Source organism: Enterobacter sp. NFIX59 (assembly GCF_900113755.1).
GTDB classification, from domain to species: Bacteria; Pseudomonadota; Gammaproteobacteria; order Enterobacterales; family Enterobacteriaceae; genus Enterobacter; species Enterobacter pseudoroggenkampii.
The window spans coordinates 365,484-380,206 of sequence record NZ_FOQN01000002.1 but is presented as its reverse complement, the minus strand read 5'-3'; the positions used below and the strand labels follow the sequence as shown (position 1 = coordinate 380,206).

Genomic DNA, 14,723 nt, shown 5'->3' with positions numbered 1-14,723 from the left:
GTTTTTTATTTATAATTAATGGCAGACATTGAATGATAGTCTACAGGAAGTCTTACTCATCAATGTCTGTATTGAGGGATGTCCAAAGCCAGAATACATTTATCGTTAATATAACAGCGCTATAAAACGAAGGCGGCCTTCTTTCTGAAGGATCGTTCTTGCTTTAATCTAAAAGGGATGGTTAGTGGCAACTTCAATAGTGTTAGTGACTCAGGATCGCTACCTTGTCAGAGGAATGCGGATATTTTTTCCGGATATTATCCTGCTCGACTCGATTGACAGAAACATATTTGATAACGGTGCAGATGAATATTCTGTATTGATTGATAGTCGTTGTCCGCTCCGTTTATATGATTACCTGATACGCCATCCGGCCAGAACGAAAAAAACAATCTGCTGCGTTATGCTTGATATGCGTCACCGCGAGGAGAATCTGCTCAGTATGAAGCTGTTTATGAACACGTCGCTCACTGCGCCGGATATGGCCTCGCTGTTTAATCTGGTGCTCAATATGAAAGGCAGGCGCCTGACCACGAAGTGGCTGCTGAATTTACGGCTGAGCACGCACGAAGCGATCATGCTGCGCTTGCTGAGGGCAGGGATGTCGATGGAAGCCATCGCCGATGAGCTGAATACGTCGGTGAAAAGCCTCTACCGCAAACGAACGGCGCTCTCGGAACGCCTGGGGGCGGAGAACTTTAATGAGGCGTGTTTGTTTATCTTTAAAAACAAACTGCTGGACGCAGGTGGGAACGATCCCTAGGTTGGGGAGAGATCAAAAGCAAAATTGCGGGCGGTATTCTGAGCTTTGAGAATGCTGGATGAGGACAACTTCCTGGCCTTGGGTTTGGATTTACTCTGGCTCAAAACGACACAAGGACGTTGTCATGGACACGATTGAAGAGTCTGGTCACCGCTACTGTGTAGCATATCTTCAAATATTTGATTTAAATAAAAATTTTACAAATATCGTCAAGGAGCGATTTATCCGTCAAATTAAGTTAAACTTCGTCACAGGTTTCAGTGAGTTATGGGACGGATGGCAGAATGACGAGCGAAGAAGCACTTTTAAAATCAGGTTTTAGTAAACGAGATCTTCAAAAGCTAAAAAACAATATCGAGAATTACGGTGGTTCGTTTGATAGCGTAACTCATGATCTGGCCAATCGTTTTAAGGCAATGAAGTGGATAACTATTATTGCCTTTATCATACTGGCTTTAACTCTTTTACTTGCATCCAGGGATACAAGTCTGACACTTGCGCTCACGTTATTGATTGTACTCCCTTTTATCTGGTATATAACGCCAGCAAAACTTGGCTACAAATCCTGGCGTTATCGTAAAATGCTGACTAATTCTGGGACGGATCGCTGACGGACAACAGATCAAAAATAATCTTAGCTTTGACCCCATAACCAGCAATTTTCATTGTAAGCTGCGGGCGGCTCAGTGTGCTCACCTTTCGGTAATAGTCTGTGGGCATATAACGAAACAGTCGCCAGGTACCTGGTCGCCGCAACAAGCCAAAAATGGTATAAGCGTTAGCGGCCAGTGAAATAGATTTGTAGACACCTAACCCGTTCTCACGACTAAAGCCCATAAACTCAGCTGTAGACATCGCGGCATCCGCGACCAGCCCTTCACTGGTAGTGTTGTTCGTTGCGTAGCGAGCCACTTCTTTACTGATGCTGTTTGCCCCGTCAGTAACCAGAACCGCACCAGCAAGGACCCCGAGAGGGGTCATAGTGCCAATAAGGGTAAATCCTGCGGCTATTTCAGCACCGGCCAGGACAACACTAACTGCCGAGATAACATACCCAACAATTTTGTTATTCTCTCGGATGAACTCGACTTTAGCGTAAAGCTTCGCTGCCTTAGTTCGTAATAAACGAGCTTGTTCCAGAAGGTTATAGTTTTCTTCTCTAAGTTTTTTAATGCATTCCATGCATTCTTCATCTGATTTAGCCCGACGAGCTAACGTAAACTGTTGTTCTATGAGGTCCCGAATTTCCTGAATAAACTTCATTCGAGTCAGACCATCGCTGAGATGAAAAGCCGACAGAGTGTTGGCTGTATTTACCAGTTTTCTGGCTTCCATATTCACCATCGTTTCCGCCCAGGCTTTATTTCTTCCACCTGATTGCATCATGTTAAGCAATGCTGCATCCATTGTAATTCCTCTCAATTGCTTTACCGGCATTTGTTTAGACTGATAAACGGCTCCCTCTGACAGCCATGCGTGCCAACGCATGGACAATATAGTAGCAATGTAGTTACGGGGTCTGAAGCAGAAGTCGCTTTTTACAGCTTCGCTCCTCGGCCTGATTTGTTGCTGGTGCTCACATATGTTGTGCCACTCCTGCTCCAGTGAATAGCTGTCCTACATATCTGAAAGCAATCTTTGCACTTTCGATAAAGCCGGATGACGGGGAGAGCCCCTATCCTGTTGAGTAATTTACTCATTTCGCTGAGTGGTTGGCGGGGTCAGTCCATGTTGAGGGCAGGGATGTTAATGGAGGAGGTTGCAGGCGAGCTGAATACGTCGGTGAAAAGTCTCTATCGTAAACGGACGGCGCTCTCGGAACGGCTGGGGGCGGAGAATTTTAATGAGGCGTGTTTGTTTATCTTCAAAAACAAACTGCTGGGCGCAGGTAGGAACGATCCCTGGGTTGGGGAGAGACCAAAAGCATAAAACTGTCTTGCGGGCGCTATTCTGAGTTTTAAGAAAAATGGACGGTGACAGCATCCTTGTTTCAGATATGGATTTACTCTGGCTCAAAACGAGAGAAAGGACGCTGTAATGGACACGGTTGAAGAGTCTGGTGGAACATATTTCTATCACGGTAATGCTAACGTAACAGCGCAGGAGCTATTTTTGCTCATATTTGCTGAAGGTCTTGCAAATCATATAGGGGTGACGGTTGAGACTGCTGCAACCATTTTGGCTGGGCAACCCCTTCTGCCTAAGCGAAAGGTCCTGGGTGCATCCGGATCACGGACAAGTATTGCCTCGAAAGTGGCGCGGCGTATTTTAAAGGGAGCACGTTTCCCCGATGGCATAAGGGTCGAAACCACCATTGGTATGGGTAAGACACGTCTAACAAACAAGGTCGGGGCAGCAGTAGGGCGGGCGGTTCCGTATGTTGGCTATACTCAGGCGGTGATTATTTTTATTACGGTTGCCAGAGAAACGAGAAGCAAGTACAACCTCATCGCGCGACCTAAAGATCGTATTGCCTGGACATACTTCTGATGTTGCTTCCTGATGAGCAAGAATTACTAGATTACATCACTGAGAATTATAGTGACCGTAAAACTCCGGCAAGGAAAGAATGGACCTTCCAGGAGCATTTCAATCTCGTACCAGAAGATCTTGAGGACATGCTGCTTGACCTTTTCACCCGGTATGGAATTGAATATAGCAACTTTGTGATGGACCATTATTTTGAACCGGAGCTGTATTGGTTTCAGTTTCGGCTCAGAAAAAAATTCCGCGATCGGCAGTACAAGCCGCTAAATCTCGAAATGATTATTGAGTCGGCAAAAGCGGGGCGCTGGCTATATGACTAAGGGGCTGAAAGCCCCTTATGATGTTTACGCCGATTGACGCTCGTTCCATGCATCACTAAAGATGATGTTCCCATCGTTATGCTTCCAGGTGATTTCTCATACTTGAGTTCGAAGGTTTCCATAGGGTTTTCGTTAGGGTTATCGCCTGTAGTCATCGCAGGGAAATCGATACTATCCTGACGTCTTCAGACAACATGTTGAAATACTCTTCTCCAAGGCCAGAGTAATTTATCCGATACTACTTTATCTCAGCTGATGACAGGTTTTGACCTGTCGCAACGGCTTTGTAGAGGTATGGGCTTGAACAATCGAATTCCTTAATGATCAACATAGGTGAGTGCATTCGCGTACCGGTTATTTTACCGGTTGCGTTATCTGTTGGGATAACAAGGTTATGATGAAAACCTTTCACTTCAATGCTGCATTCTCTGTGTTGAACATCAACTCCGCCTTTAATCAACGCGCCACCATCGTCCTTCAGCCATAGATAAGCCGGTATAGCCATTCGAATATTCCTTCCTTTTTGCGTGTGGATCTCCATCCTGCTTTCGCAGACCATTCGGGCAAGCGTATACGCGTAGCTGGTATAGAAGTTCAAAACAGATCATGTTTACGGCCTGTCTTTGTTTTTTTAAGACAATGACTTGTTATTTTTTAATCAAAAATTAAAAGGAAGTCTGACGCTGGAAGCGTAATACTATGTCAGTGATTGGCTGTATGAGCTGCTGGACTAGCGCAAAAGCAAAAACCCGCCACGAGGGCGGGTTCTTTAAATAGTGGTGCCCGGACTCGGAATCGAACCAAGGACACGGGGATTTTCAATCCCCTGCTCTACCGACTGAGCTATCCGGGCAACGGGGCGCATTAAACCCGATCTGCCCCCTGCCGTCAACGAAAAATGTTGTTTTCGTTACAGACTGCGCAATCTCTCACCATTTCGCCGCATCCTTAAGCGAAAAAGTGCGTCCAGAGCGCGGAGAGCGGCATGGCGAGCAGCAATGCGGGCAGCATGTTCACCACGGCAAACATCTTAATCCCACAGATACGCAGCCCGGTAGCCAGCAGCAGCAGGCCGCCGACGGCGGTAAAGTCTGCCATCATCGCCGGCGTAGTGAGCGGGAGAATTAACGTGGCGCAGGTAGCCAGTGCCAGCTGGATAAGCAGCATCGGGACGCAAATCGCCGCCACGGCGACGCCAAGAGTAGTGGCGAAAATGGTGGCGGTGAAGAAATCAAGAAACGCCTTCGCAATCAATATGCTCGGGTCGCCCGTCATCCCTTCCTGCATCGAACCGAAAATCCCGGTGCCGCTGGCGCAAAACAGAATGATGATGGCGACATAGTTTTGAATAAACGACTCGTGCGTGCCGTGTTTCGCCTTGCCGCCGGGTCGGGCAATCAGGTTTTTGGCTTTACTCACCGCGCTGTTAATGCCTTTTTCCAGATAGCAGAACTCGCCAATCAGCGCGCCGAGCAGGGTGGCCAGCACCATCACCGGCAGGTTGGCGCATTTGACCACCAACAGAATACCGATCCCTAACGATGCCAGGCCGAATATCGAGGGCATGGAGGTGCGAATCCGCTCCGGCAACCGCTGGCTCAGCACGGCGCCGAGTACGCCGCCCAGCAATACGGCTCCTGCGTTGATAAATGGCCCGATAACCAAAGTTAACTCCTGTTATTTAATCATTGATATTGCATTATTATGGCACGTCAGGCCTGCGCGAGCCTTAGCTTTGGGTGGTTTCGTGCATACTGATTCCTTCTTGCACCTCAAAATAAAAGGTGACATTATTGCGCGAATTTTCTCCTCCCTGTCTCACCGCTCGGTGAGGGTAACTGCGCCTATGAAAACCATGAAAATTGCCGTCAGCCGCGAGCTGGTCTCCACCGTGTCTACGCACCGCGAAAAGGTGACGCTGGACAGCACTGATTTTACCGATGTGGCGGCCGTCGTCATCACAACAGCTGAAAGTCGCAGCGGCATTCTTGCACTGCTGAAACGTACGGGCTTTCAGCTACCGGTGTTTATTTTCTCTCAGGAGCCAACGGACGTACCTGACGGTGCCACCGCGGTCATCTCGGGTAAAGCTCAGGAGTTTCTGGAACTGGAGACTGCTGCTAGCCGTTACGAAGAGAACCTGCTGCCGCCGTTTTTCGACACCCTGAGCCAGTATGTGGAGATGGGCAACAGCACTTTCGCCTGCCCGGGACACCAGCACGGCGCCTTTTTCAAAAAACACCCGGCAGGGCGGCAGTTCTATGATTTCTTCGGTGAGAACGTATTCCGCGCCGATATGTGCAATGCCGACGTGAAGCTGGGCGATCTGCTGATCCACGAAGGGTCCGCTAAGCATGCGCAAAAGTTCGCGGCGAAAGTGTTCAACGCGGATAAAACCTACTTCGTGCTGAACGGAACGTCGGCGGCCAACAAGGTAGTGACCAACGCGCTGCTCACCCGCGGCGACCTGGTGCTGTTCGACCGCAACAACCATAAATCTAACCACCACGGGGCGCTGATCCAGGCGGGTGCCACGCCGGTTTATCTGGAGGCTGCACGTAACCCGTTTGGCTTTATTGGCGGGATTGACGAGCACTGCTTTGACGACGTGTATCTGCGGGACCTGATCCGCGAGGCGGCGCCGGAGAAAGCCGACGAGGCGCGTCCGTTCCGCCTGGCGATCATTCAGCTCGGCACCTACGATGGGACGATCTACAACGCCCGTCAGGTGATCGACAAGATCGGCCATCTCTGCGACTACATCCTCTTTGACTCCGCCTGGGTGGGCTACGAGCAATTTATTCCGATGATGGCGGAAACGTCCCCGCTGTTGCTGGAGCTGAACGAGAACGATCCTGGGATTTTCGTGACCCAGTCGGTGCACAAACAGCAGGCCGGGTTCTCACAAACGTCGCAGATCCATAAAAAGGATAACCACATCCGCGGTCAGGCGCGTTTCTGCCCGCACAAGCGGCTGAACAACGCCTTTATGCTGCATGCCTCCACCAGCCCGTTTTACCCGCTGTTCGCCGCGCTGGATGTGAATGCCAAGATCCACGAAGGGGAAAGCGGGCGCAGGCTGTGGGCCGAGTGCGTTGAGCTGGGGATTGAGGCGCGTAAGGCAATCATTGCCAACTGTCATATGATCAAACCGTTTATCCCACCGGTGGTGGCGGGGCGACCGTGGCAGGATCATCCGACGCACGCCATTGCCAGCGAGCTGCGCTTCTTCAGCTTTGAGCCGGGGGCCAAATGGCACGGGTTTGAGGGCTATGCTCACGAGCAGTACTTTGTCGACCCGTGCAAGCTGCTGCTGACCACGCCGGGTATCGATGCCGAAACCGGGGAGTACACCGATTTCGGGATCCCGGCGACGATTCTGGCGCACTACCTGCGCGAAAACGGCATCGTGCCGGAGAAATGCGACCTCAACTCGATCCTGTTCCTGCTGACGCCTGCCGAAAGCAGCGAGAAGCTGGCGCAGCTGGTGGCGATGCTGGGCCAGTTTGAACAGCATATTGAAGACGACACGCCGCTGGCGGACGTGCTGCCGACGATCTTTCAGAAATACCCGGTGCGCTACCGGGATTACACCCTTCGCCAGCTGTGCCAGGAGATGCACGATCTCTACGTCAGCTTTGACGTCAAGGATCTGCAGAAGGCGATGTTCCGCAAGGAGAGCCTGCCGGAGGTGGTGATGAACCCGCAGGATGCCAATCAGGCGTATATTCGCGGAGAGGTGGAGCTGGTTCGCATACGGGATGCCGAAGGACGGATTGCTGCCGAAGGGGCGCTGCCCTATCCGCCGGGCGTGCTGTGCGTGGTGCCTGGTGAAGTCTGGGGCGGGGCGGTACAGCGTTACTTCCTGGCGCTGGAGGAGGGGATCAACCTGCTGCCGGGCTTCTCGCCGGAGCTGCAGGGGGTTTACAGCGAGAAGGATGCCGACGGGATCAAGCGGCTGTATGGGTATGTGTTGAGATAGTGCGGGCTGCAGCCCTCACCCTAACCCTCTCCCACAGGGAGAGGGAACCTTTCATCAAACCGCACTACGCTTGTACATCCTCCTCGGATGCCCAATCTTGCCGTACAGCATCTCCACCGTCAGAAAACCCGCCTCCACGCAGTGTTCCAGATAGCGCCGGGTGGTGGTTTTGCTTAATCCCGTTTCGCTCACCACCTCATCCACGGTAAAGCAGTGCGTTGCCTTGTCGTTAAACAGCGACTGCACCCGCGCCAGCGTATTTTCCTCAATGCCCTTGCTGCCGTTGTCCAGGCGGTAGTTTTTCGCCTGTAGCTGATACAGCGAATCCACGTTCTGCTGGTCGACAATCTTCCAGACCCGCTGCTGTTCGGCAAACTGCACAAACCGCTCCAGCGACTGGCTGAGCCGCTTCCAGGAGACGGGTTTGAGGATGTAGTCGAACGCGCCGTTGCGAATCGCCTGGCTGCAGGTGTCCATATCGCTGGCGGCGGTAATAAAAATCACCGAGCAGTTGGCGCGGGCCAGCATGGGGTTATTGATCAACGAGATCCCTTTGCCGTCCGGCAGATAGTTATCCAGCAGCACCAGCTGCGGCTGTTTGTTTGCAAGTTCTGCCTGAGCCGCAGCCAGCGACGAGGCAATGCCCACCAGCCTCAGTCGCGGATGTTTGCTTATCAGCTCCGCGTGCAGTTGCGCCAGCTCGTTCTCGTCTTCAACAATCAGTACGTCGATAAGTTCATGTTGCATAGTCGGTGTCTTCCAGTTGCCGGGCGGTTCCCGTGGCCGGGATAAACAAGGAGAAAATGGCGCCGCGCGGGGTATTATCGGCAACTTCTATCGTGCCGCCAGCCTGTGTGACATAGCTTTCGATCAGATACAGGCCAATCCCATGATCGCCGCGTGTTTTGGTGGTGATGCCGCGTTCAAAGATCCGGTCACGGATCTCCGGTGTAATGCCAACGCCCTGGTCGGCGACTTCAATAATCAGCTCCTGGTCGCTGAGTTTTATCAGCACTTCTACCGGCGCATGGGGAAGCGGCGATCGCTGCGTCGCTTCGATGGCGTTATCCAGCAGGTTGCCAATAATTGAAATCAGCTCTTGTTCCCCTAACGGCAGGAACGGCCTGTCCAGCCGACATGCCGGGTCGAAACTCAGTTCGACGCCTTTCTCCCGCGCGCGGGCGGCTTTCCCCAGCAGCAGGCCACACAGGGTCGGGGAGCTGAAGCGCGAAGAGATAAAGTCCAGCAGCTCCTGGGCATGCTCCGACTGCGCCTGAATGTAGCCAATGGCTTCCTCATAGCGGCCCATATGCAGCAGGCCGGAGAGCGTGGTCATTCGGTTTAACTGCTCATGGCGCATAATACGCAGGTTATCGACATAGCGTTTTACCTGGCTGAGCTGGGCGCTCAGCGAGTCGATTTCATTGCGATCGCGGAAGGTGATCACCCACCCCTGCAGCGACCCCTCAAGCATGATGTGCACCCGGCTGGCAATTACCGTGAGATCGTTAAAACGGCAAATCTCGTCATGGGTATCTTTCGCCAGCATCGTCTGCGTGTCGAAGAACGGGACCGGATCGATAACCTGGCTTATCAGCTGCCCGCGCAGCTCCCGGGCCGGCTGGCTCAGACCCAGCAGCTTGCGCGCCGCCTGGTTGATCACTTCAATCCGTCGCCGATCGTCAATGGCAATCACCCCTTCATAAATAGACTCCATTAGCGCCTTCTGCTGGCGCACCAGCAACCCGATTTCTCGCGGCTCAAGAGAGAAGATCTGCTTCTTGATGCTGCGGGTAAAGAACCAGGAGAAGATAAAGAGAGCGATCAGCAGCAGCACGGCGGCAATCAGGATATTGACCACCTTACTGACGGTAATGGTGTCCAGGTAGCTGGTGAGATAGCCGACAGAAACAATGCCGACCACCTGTCCGGCAGCGTTGAAGATGGGGGCCTTACTGCGCAGCGAAATACCCAACCCGCCTTTGCGAATGGTGGTGGTGCTTTTACCCTGCAATACGGCTTCGTTGTCTCCGCCAACCAGGGTTGTGCCCACTCTGTCGGCAAAGACGGAGTGAAAAAGATGCTGACCCTTATTATCACCAATCACAATAAAGCTGGCGTCACTGTGCGCAGAAATCTTCTGCATAAAATCATGGATGGCGCTGATATTTTTTTGTTCAACTTCATTACGCAATGTCGGAATAAGTGCAATTTCTTCAGCCTGTATTTTGGCTCGCGTACTCATTTCCTGATATAGCTGTTTCCCGACGTCGGCATAATAATATCCGCCCAGTAACGCAAAAAGTACTGAGAAAAAGGCAACCAGCGAAATAAACAACTTGATCTGGAAAGAGACTTTCATAACTATCACGCAAGGTAGCAGCAAAGATCGCCAATATATCATCTTTTTTCACGCGGACGCCCGCTTTGCCGAAAACTTGTGATCCCTTGCACAGCGGGCGCTGTAAAAGCGTTATCCTAAAGTCTGCCGTGCCTCTGGCTGCATGAACAAATGTTATTTGTTTGTTCGATTCGGAAAAGAAACCATAAAAACCACGCTAATAAATAAGGTATAAATCACATTAAATAAAAGAAACCATTAAAACCATAGCTGCCATTAAAACTTCGCTTTTAATATGCCATTCCTCACATAAAGTAAGCCTTTGTGACTCTAAGCTGAACGCACAAAATAACCAAGGGGCTTATTATGAGCACAACTGACGATTCTTTCTCTGTTACCCACGACCCGATTGAAATTCAGCGACCTTCGCTCAAAGAGCGTTGGTGGCATATTATGGATACCTGGAAAATTGGGATTATTCCTCTGCCGCTGTTCGTTCTGGCGGGTGCACTGATCGCGATTGATTGCCTGGGCGGAAAACTGCCGAGCGATATCGTGGTGATGGTGGCAACGCTGGCCTTCTTCGGCTTTGCCTGCGGCGAGTTTGGCAAACGCCTGCCGATTGTCGGCAAGCTCGGCGCGGCGGCGATTTGCGCCACCTTTATTCCTTCCGCGCTGGTCTATTACGGCCTGCTGCCGGACGTGGTGGTCGAGTCCACCACCAAGTTCTACAAATCCACCAACATTCTCTATCTCTATATCTGCTGCATTATTGTCGGCAGCATCATGAGCATGAACCGCACGGTGCTGATTCAGGGCTTCCTGCGCATCTTCTTCCCGATGCTGTGCGGCGAAATCGTCGGCATGCTGGTGGGGATGGGCGTCGGCCTGGCGCTGGGTCTTGAGCCGTTCCAGATCTTCTTCTTTATCATTCTGCCTATTATGGCGGGCGGCGTCGGGGAAGGGGCGATCCCGCTTTCCATCGGCTATGCCACCTTACTGCACATGGACCAGGGCGTGGCGCTCGGCCGCGTGTTGCCGATGGTGATGCTCGGTGGTCTGACGGCGATCATCATCTCCGGCTGCCTGAACCAGCTCGGTAAACGTTTCCCGCACCTGACCGGTGAAGGCCAGCTGATGCCTAACCGCGCCAATGCCGATACCACCGTCTCTCAGCCTGCGTTCTCCGGCAAAGCGGATGTGACCACTATCGCCTCCGGCGCGCTGCTGGCGGTGCTGCTCTACATGCTGGGCATGCTCGGCCACAAGCTGATTGGTCTGCCTGCTCCGGTCGGCATGCTGTTTATGGCGGTGCTGGTGAAGCTCTGCAACGGAGCCTCTCCACGCCTGCTGGAAGGTTCTCAGGTGGTGTACAAATTCTTCCAGACTTCTGTGACCTACCCGATCCTCTTCGCCGTTGGCGTGGCCATCACCCCGTGGCATGAACTGGTGGCGGCGTTCACCGTCAGCAACCTGCTGGTGATTGTCAGCACCGTTTCCGCACTGGTCGCCACCGGCTTCTTCGTCGGCAAAAAGATTGGTATGCACCCGATTGATGTCGCCATCGTCTCCTGCTGCCAGAGCGGCCAGGGCGGTACCGGCGACGTGGCGATCCTGACCGCAGGCAACCGCATGAGCCTGATGCCGTTCGCCCAGATTGCTACCCGTATCGGCGGGGCGATTAACGTCTCTGTCTCACTGCTGATTCTGGGCAACTTCCTCGTTTAAGTTTTCAGGAAAGAACAATGAAACTCGCAAGCTTTTTATACCAGGGAAAACGCAGCTACGGCATCGTCCAGGCCGACGGCGTGATTGATTTAGGCCGCCGTCTGGGCGACCGCTACAGCGACCTCAAGGCGCTGCTGCAGGGCAACGGGCTGGCGCAGGCCACCCGCTACCTGAACGATGCCGTGGACGTGCCGATGAGCGCCATCACCTTCTTACCGGTGATTGAGCAGCCGGAAAAAATCCTCTGCGTGGGCATGAACTACGCCGACAAGCGCAAAGAGTTTGACCAGCACAACCCGGCCCCAACGCTGTTTGTCCGCTTCCCTGATTCACAGACCGGCCACAACGAGCCGGTGCTGAAGCCGCGCCACTCCAGCGAATTCGACTACGAAGGCGAGCTGGCGGTGATCATCGGTAAAGGCGGGGAGAACATCAGCCGTGATGACGCCCTGCGCCACGTGGCGGGCTACAGCTGCTACATGGACGGCTCCGCCCGCGACTGGCAGCACACCTGGTTTACAGCCGGTAAAAACTGGCGTCAGACCGGCGCGTTCGGCCCGTGGATGGCAACGGCCGATGAGATCCCGGATCCGCACAGGCTTGCAATCCGCACCTGGCTGAACGGCCGCATGGTGCAGGAAGACAACACCAGCAGCATGATCCACAAGGTTGCGGAGCTGATTGAGTACATCAGCACCTTTACCCGCTTAAGCCCGGGCGATGTGATCATCACCGGATCCCCGGGCGGCGTGGGTAAAAAGCGTAACCCGCCGCTGTTTATGAAAGAGGGCGACCGCATTGAGGTGGAGATCGAGCATATCGGTCATCTGAGCAACGTGATCGTGGAAGCGCCAGCCGTCGGGCTTGCGGCGGCACACTGAGTAAGGCGGCATGAACAGTCAACCCATCGATTTTCGCCACACCCTCGTGGCGAAGCATCCGGAACGCTTAAGCCAGATCCGTTACCTGCTGGCAGACAGCGGCCTTGGCCTGGACAACGACATCACGCTGTTTGTCGAAGCCTGGTCAGGCCCGCAGCTGGTGGGTTGCGCAGGGCTTGCCGCCAACGTCATCAAGTGCGTGGCGGTCAACGAGCAGCTTCGCGGCGAGAACCTCAGCGCGCGGCTGCTGGCAGAGGTGGAACATGCGGCGCTGGAGCGCGGCCATTTTCACCTCTTCCTCTGCACCCGTCCGTGCAACCGGGAGCGCTTTGCCCGCAGCGGCTTCTGGCCGATTGCCCAGAGCGGGAACAACGCCGTGCTGATGGAGAACACCCCGCAGGGGATCGAGCGCTACTGCCGCTCTCTGCGCGCGAACCGCAGGTGCGGGGAGAAGATTGGCGCCATCGTGATGAACGCCAATCCGTTCACCCTCGGCCACCGCCATCTGGTGGAGCAGGCGGCGGCGCAGTGCGACGCCCTGCACCTGTTCGTGGTGCGCGAAGACGCGTCGTTCTTCCCGTTCAGCGCGCGCCTCGAGATGGTGCGCGCGGGCGTGGCGCATCTGCCCAGCGTCGTGGTGCATGAAGGCTCACAGTACATCATATCTCGTGCCACGTTTCCGGCCTACTTCCTGAAGGAGACCGGCAAAGTGCAGCAGGCGTGGAGCGAGATCGACGTGCTGATCTTCCGGGACTTTATCGCCCCGGCGCTCGGCATCACGCACCGCTTCATCGGCTCGGAGCCGTTCTGCGATATCACCCGCCAGTACAACCAGACGCTGCACGACCTGCTGGCCTCGCATATCGAGGTGGTGGAGATGCCGCGCATCAAGGCCACCGGCAACGCCATATCGGCGTCCGAAGTGCGCCGATTACTGAAGACACAGCAGTTTTCCCGGATCCGGGAGATTGTCCCGGACTCCACCTTCGCGCATCTCGAAACGCATTACCGTGCGAGTGCGGAAGTCGCTTAACTACCAGGAATTTATCATGAAAATTGTAAGGGAGGCGCTGGCCGGAACGCAGGAGTCCAGCGACCTGATGGTGAAAATCGCTCCCGCTCACGGCGAGCTGGAGATCGTCATCCACAGCGAAGTGATTAAGCAGTTTGGCGAGCAGATTCGCCAGGTGGTCAACGACACGTTGCGCGCCATGAACGTGCACCAGGGATTAATCATTATTGAAGACAAAGGGGCGCTGGACTGTGTGATCCGCGCCCGCCTGCAAAGCGCGCTGATGCGTGCCGCCGACGAACAGACCATCAACTGGGGGGCGCTGAAATGAGCAAACTCCGCCGCAGTATGCTGTTCCTGCCGGGCGCCAACGCCGCCATGCTCTCCACCGCCTTTATCTACCGTCCCGACTCCATCATGTTTGACCTTGAGGACGCCGTTGCCCTGCGCGAGAAGGATACCGCGCGCATGCTGGTGTTTCACGCGCTGCAGCACCCGATGTATCAGGATATCGAAACCGTGGTGCGCATTAACCCGCTCAGCACGCCGTTTGGCCTGTTGGATCTGGAGGCCGCCGTGCGGGCCGGCGTGGACGTGATCCGCCTGCCGAAAACCGACACGCCGGACGACATCTACGAGCTGGAGGGCCACCTTGAGCGTATCGAGCGCGAGTGCGGCCGCGAGGTCGGCTCCACCCGCGTGATGGCGGCGATTGAGTCGGCCATTGGCGTCATCAACGCCGTGGCGATTGCCCGCAGCTCTCCGCGCCTCATCGGCATCGCGCTGGCCGCCTTTGACTACGTGATGGACATGCAGACCGAGCGCGGCGACGGCACCGAGCTGTTCTACGCCCGCTGCGCCGTGCTGCACGCCGCCCGCGCGGCGGGTATCGACGCCTTCGACGTGGTGTGGTCAGACGTTAACGACGAGGCCGGGTTCCTGCGTGAGGTCGATCTGATCCGCAAGATGGGCTTCAACGGCAAATCGCTGATCAACCCGCGCCAGATTGATCTGCTGCACAACGCCTACGCCCCGACGCAGGAAGAGGTGGATCACGCCAGAAGGGTGATTGAGGCGGCGGAAGAGGGAGAGCGTAACGGCCTGGGCGTGGTGTCGCTCAACGGCAAAATGGTGGATGCACCGATTATTAACCACGCGCAGGTGGTGCTGGAGCGCGCGGCAGCCTCCGGCGTGCGTCGGTAAGGATAA

14 protein-coding genes, 1 tRNA gene and 2 pseudogenes are annotated in these 14,723 nt (G+C 54.3%); 11 read left to right on the top strand and 6 right to left on the bottom strand.

Going from position 1 to position 14,723, the window contains the following annotated elements:
• The first annotated feature begins 235 nt into the window (after positions 1-235).
• Both BM007_RS10590 and BM007_RS10585 read left to right on the top strand, forming a co-directional pair.
• On the top strand, positions 236-763 hold the full coding sequence (locus BM007_RS10590) for a helix-turn-helix domain-containing protein (protein WP_048990453.1): 528 nt from the start codon (positions 236-238) through the stop codon (positions 761-763).
• A 284-nt stretch (positions 764-1,047) separates the two neighbouring features.
• A complete protein-coding gene (locus BM007_RS10585) occupies positions 1,048-1,374 on the top strand; it encodes a hypothetical protein (RefSeq protein WP_071994442.1) in 327 nt (108 codons plus the stop codon).
• Here BM007_RS10585 and BM007_RS10580 read toward each other — a convergent pair.
• Complete coding sequence (locus BM007_RS10580) at positions 1,352-2,170, bottom strand: DUF4225 domain-containing protein (RefSeq protein WP_090418641.1); 819 nt, start codon at positions 2,168-2,170, stop codon at positions 1,352-1,354. The two genes, BM007_RS10585 and BM007_RS10580, sit on opposite strands and share 23 nt — an antisense overlap.
• Before the next feature lie 321 nt (positions 2,171-2,491).
• On the opposite strand from BM007_RS10580, the pseudogene BM007_RS10575 reads away from it, so the two are divergent.
• The 3 genes and pseudogenes from BM007_RS10575 to BM007_RS10565 all read left to right on the top strand — a co-directional run.
• Positions 2,492-2,692: pseudogene (locus tag BM007_RS10575) on the top strand (hypothetical protein); the annotation flags it as partial.
• A 108-nt stretch (positions 2,693-2,800) separates the two neighbouring features.
• On the top strand, positions 2,801-3,253 hold the full coding sequence (locus tag BM007_RS10570; RefSeq protein WP_024906536.1) for an STM2901 family protein: 453 nt from the start codon (positions 2,801-2,803) through the stop codon (positions 3,251-3,253).
• Positions 3,253-3,570, top strand: a complete 318-nt coding sequence (locus tag BM007_RS10565; protein WP_024906537.1) for a DUF1493 family protein — start codon at positions 3,253-3,255, stop codon at positions 3,568-3,570. Before BM007_RS10570 ends, BM007_RS10565 begins: the two co-directional genes overlap by 1 nt.
• Before the next feature lie 24 nt (positions 3,571-3,594).
• Here BM007_RS10565 and BM007_RS10560 read toward each other — a convergent pair.
• From BM007_RS10560 to BM007_RS10550, 3 genes and pseudogenes are all read right to left on the bottom strand, one after another.
• Positions 3,595-4,075, bottom strand: a pseudogene (locus BM007_RS10560) (Hcp family type VI secretion system effector).
• Between the two features lie 272 nt (positions 4,076-4,347).
• Positions 4,348-4,423, bottom strand: a tRNA-Phe gene (locus BM007_RS10555).
• 95 nt (positions 4,424-4,518) lie between these two features.
• On the bottom strand, positions 4,519-5,235 hold the full coding sequence (locus BM007_RS10550) for a DUF554 domain-containing protein (RefSeq protein ID WP_090418639.1): 717 nt from the start codon (positions 5,233-5,235) through the stop codon (positions 4,519-4,521).
• 181 nt (positions 5,236-5,416) lie between these two features.
• Between BM007_RS10550 and BM007_RS10545 the strand changes: the two genes are divergently transcribed.
• Positions 5,417-7,552 (top strand): ornithine decarboxylase, encoded by a 2,136-nt coding sequence (locus BM007_RS10545; protein ID WP_090418636.1) that lies wholly within the window; start codon positions 5,417-5,419, stop codon positions 7,550-7,552.
• A gap of 54 nt (positions 7,553-7,606) precedes the next feature.
• On the opposite strand, the gene BM007_RS10540 is transcribed toward BM007_RS10545, so the two are convergent.
• Together BM007_RS10540 and BM007_RS10535 are read right to left on the bottom strand one after the other, a co-directional pair.
• A complete protein-coding gene (locus BM007_RS10540) occupies positions 7,607-8,299 on the bottom strand; it encodes a response regulator (RefSeq protein WP_090418633.1) in 693 nt (230 codons plus the stop codon).
• Positions 8,289-9,914, bottom strand: coding sequence for an ATP-binding protein (locus tag BM007_RS10535; RefSeq protein ID WP_090418630.1), 1,626 nt, complete (start codon positions 9,912-9,914; stop codon positions 8,289-8,291). The genes BM007_RS10540 and BM007_RS10535 overlap by 11 nt, the downstream gene beginning before the upstream one ends.
• Positions 9,915-10,259: 345 nt before the next feature.
• Here BM007_RS10535 and BM007_RS10530 point away from each other — a divergent pair, with 345 nt between their 5' ends.
• From BM007_RS10530 to citE, 5 genes are read left to right on the top strand one after another with little or no spacing between them, the layout of a single operon-like run.
• On the top strand, positions 10,260-11,621 hold the full coding sequence (locus BM007_RS10530) for a 2-hydroxycarboxylate transporter family protein (RefSeq protein WP_032650157.1): 1,362 nt from the start codon (positions 10,260-10,262) through the stop codon (positions 11,619-11,621).
• Positions 11,622-11,638: 17 nt separating this feature from the next.
• Positions 11,639-12,502, top strand: a complete 864-nt coding sequence (locus BM007_RS10525) for a fumarylacetoacetate hydrolase family protein (protein ID WP_032650155.1) — start codon at positions 11,639-11,641, stop codon at positions 12,500-12,502.
• Positions 12,503-12,512: 10 nt separating this feature from the next.
• Positions 12,513-13,535 (top strand): [citrate (pro-3S)-lyase] ligase, encoded by a 1,023-nt coding sequence (citC, locus tag BM007_RS10520; RefSeq protein WP_090418627.1) that lies wholly within the window; start codon positions 12,513-12,515, stop codon positions 13,533-13,535.
• 16 nt (positions 13,536-13,551) lie between these two features.
• On the top strand, positions 13,552-13,845 hold the full coding sequence (citD, locus tag BM007_RS10515; RefSeq protein WP_090418625.1) for a citrate lyase acyl carrier protein: 294 nt from the start codon (positions 13,552-13,554) through the stop codon (positions 13,843-13,845).
• Positions 13,842-14,717 carry a citrate (pro-3S)-lyase subunit beta gene (gene citE, locus BM007_RS10510; RefSeq protein ID WP_029740740.1) on the top strand — a complete coding sequence of 292 codons (876 nt, stop codon included), beginning with the start codon at positions 13,842-13,844 and terminating at the stop codon, positions 14,715-14,717. The genes citD and citE overlap by 4 nt, the downstream gene beginning before the upstream one ends.
• The last annotated feature ends 6 nt before the right edge of the window (positions 14,718-14,723 follow it).

Bases quoted from the DNA above. Each gene is read 5' to 3' on its own strand.
- BM007_RS10590 (WP_048990453.1), top strand. From the start codon at position 236: ATGCGGATATTTTTTCCGGATATTATCCTGCTCGACTCGATTGACAGA.
- BM007_RS10585 (WP_071994442.1), top strand. From the start codon at position 1,048: ATGACGAGCGAAGAAGCACTTTTAAAATCAGGTTTTAGTAAACGAGAT.
- BM007_RS10580 (WP_090418641.1), bottom strand. From the start codon at position 2,170: ATGGATGCAGCATTGCTTAACATGATGCAATCAGGTGGAAGAAATAAA.
- BM007_RS10570 (WP_024906536.1), top strand. From the start codon at position 2,801: ATGGACACGGTTGAAGAGTCTGGTGGAACATATTTCTATCACGGTAAT.
- BM007_RS10565 (WP_024906537.1), top strand. From the start codon at position 3,253: ATGTTGCTTCCTGATGAGCAAGAATTACTAGATTACATCACTGAGAAT.
- BM007_RS10545 (WP_090418636.1), top strand. From the start codon at position 5,417: ATGAAAACCATGAAAATTGCCGTCAGCCGCGAGCTGGTCTCCACCGTG.
- BM007_RS10540 (WP_090418633.1), bottom strand. From the start codon at position 8,299: ATGCAACATGAACTTATCGACGTACTGATTGTTGAAGACGAGAACGAG.
- BM007_RS10535 (WP_090418630.1), bottom strand. From the start codon at position 9,914: ATGAAAGTCTCTTTCCAGATCAAGTTGTTTATTTCGCTGGTTGCCTTT.
- BM007_RS10530 (WP_032650157.1), top strand. From the start codon at position 10,260: ATGAGCACAACTGACGATTCTTTCTCTGTTACCCACGACCCGATTGAA.
- BM007_RS10525 (WP_032650155.1), top strand. From the start codon at position 11,639: ATGAAACTCGCAAGCTTTTTATACCAGGGAAAACGCAGCTACGGCATC.
- citC (WP_090418627.1), top strand. From the start codon at position 12,513: ATGAACAGTCAACCCATCGATTTTCGCCACACCCTCGTGGCGAAGCAT.
- citD (WP_090418625.1), top strand. From the start codon at position 13,552: ATGAAAATTGTAAGGGAGGCGCTGGCCGGAACGCAGGAGTCCAGCGAC.
- citE (WP_029740740.1), top strand. From the start codon at position 13,842: ATGAGCAAACTCCGCCGCAGTATGCTGTTCCTGCCGGGCGCCAACGCC.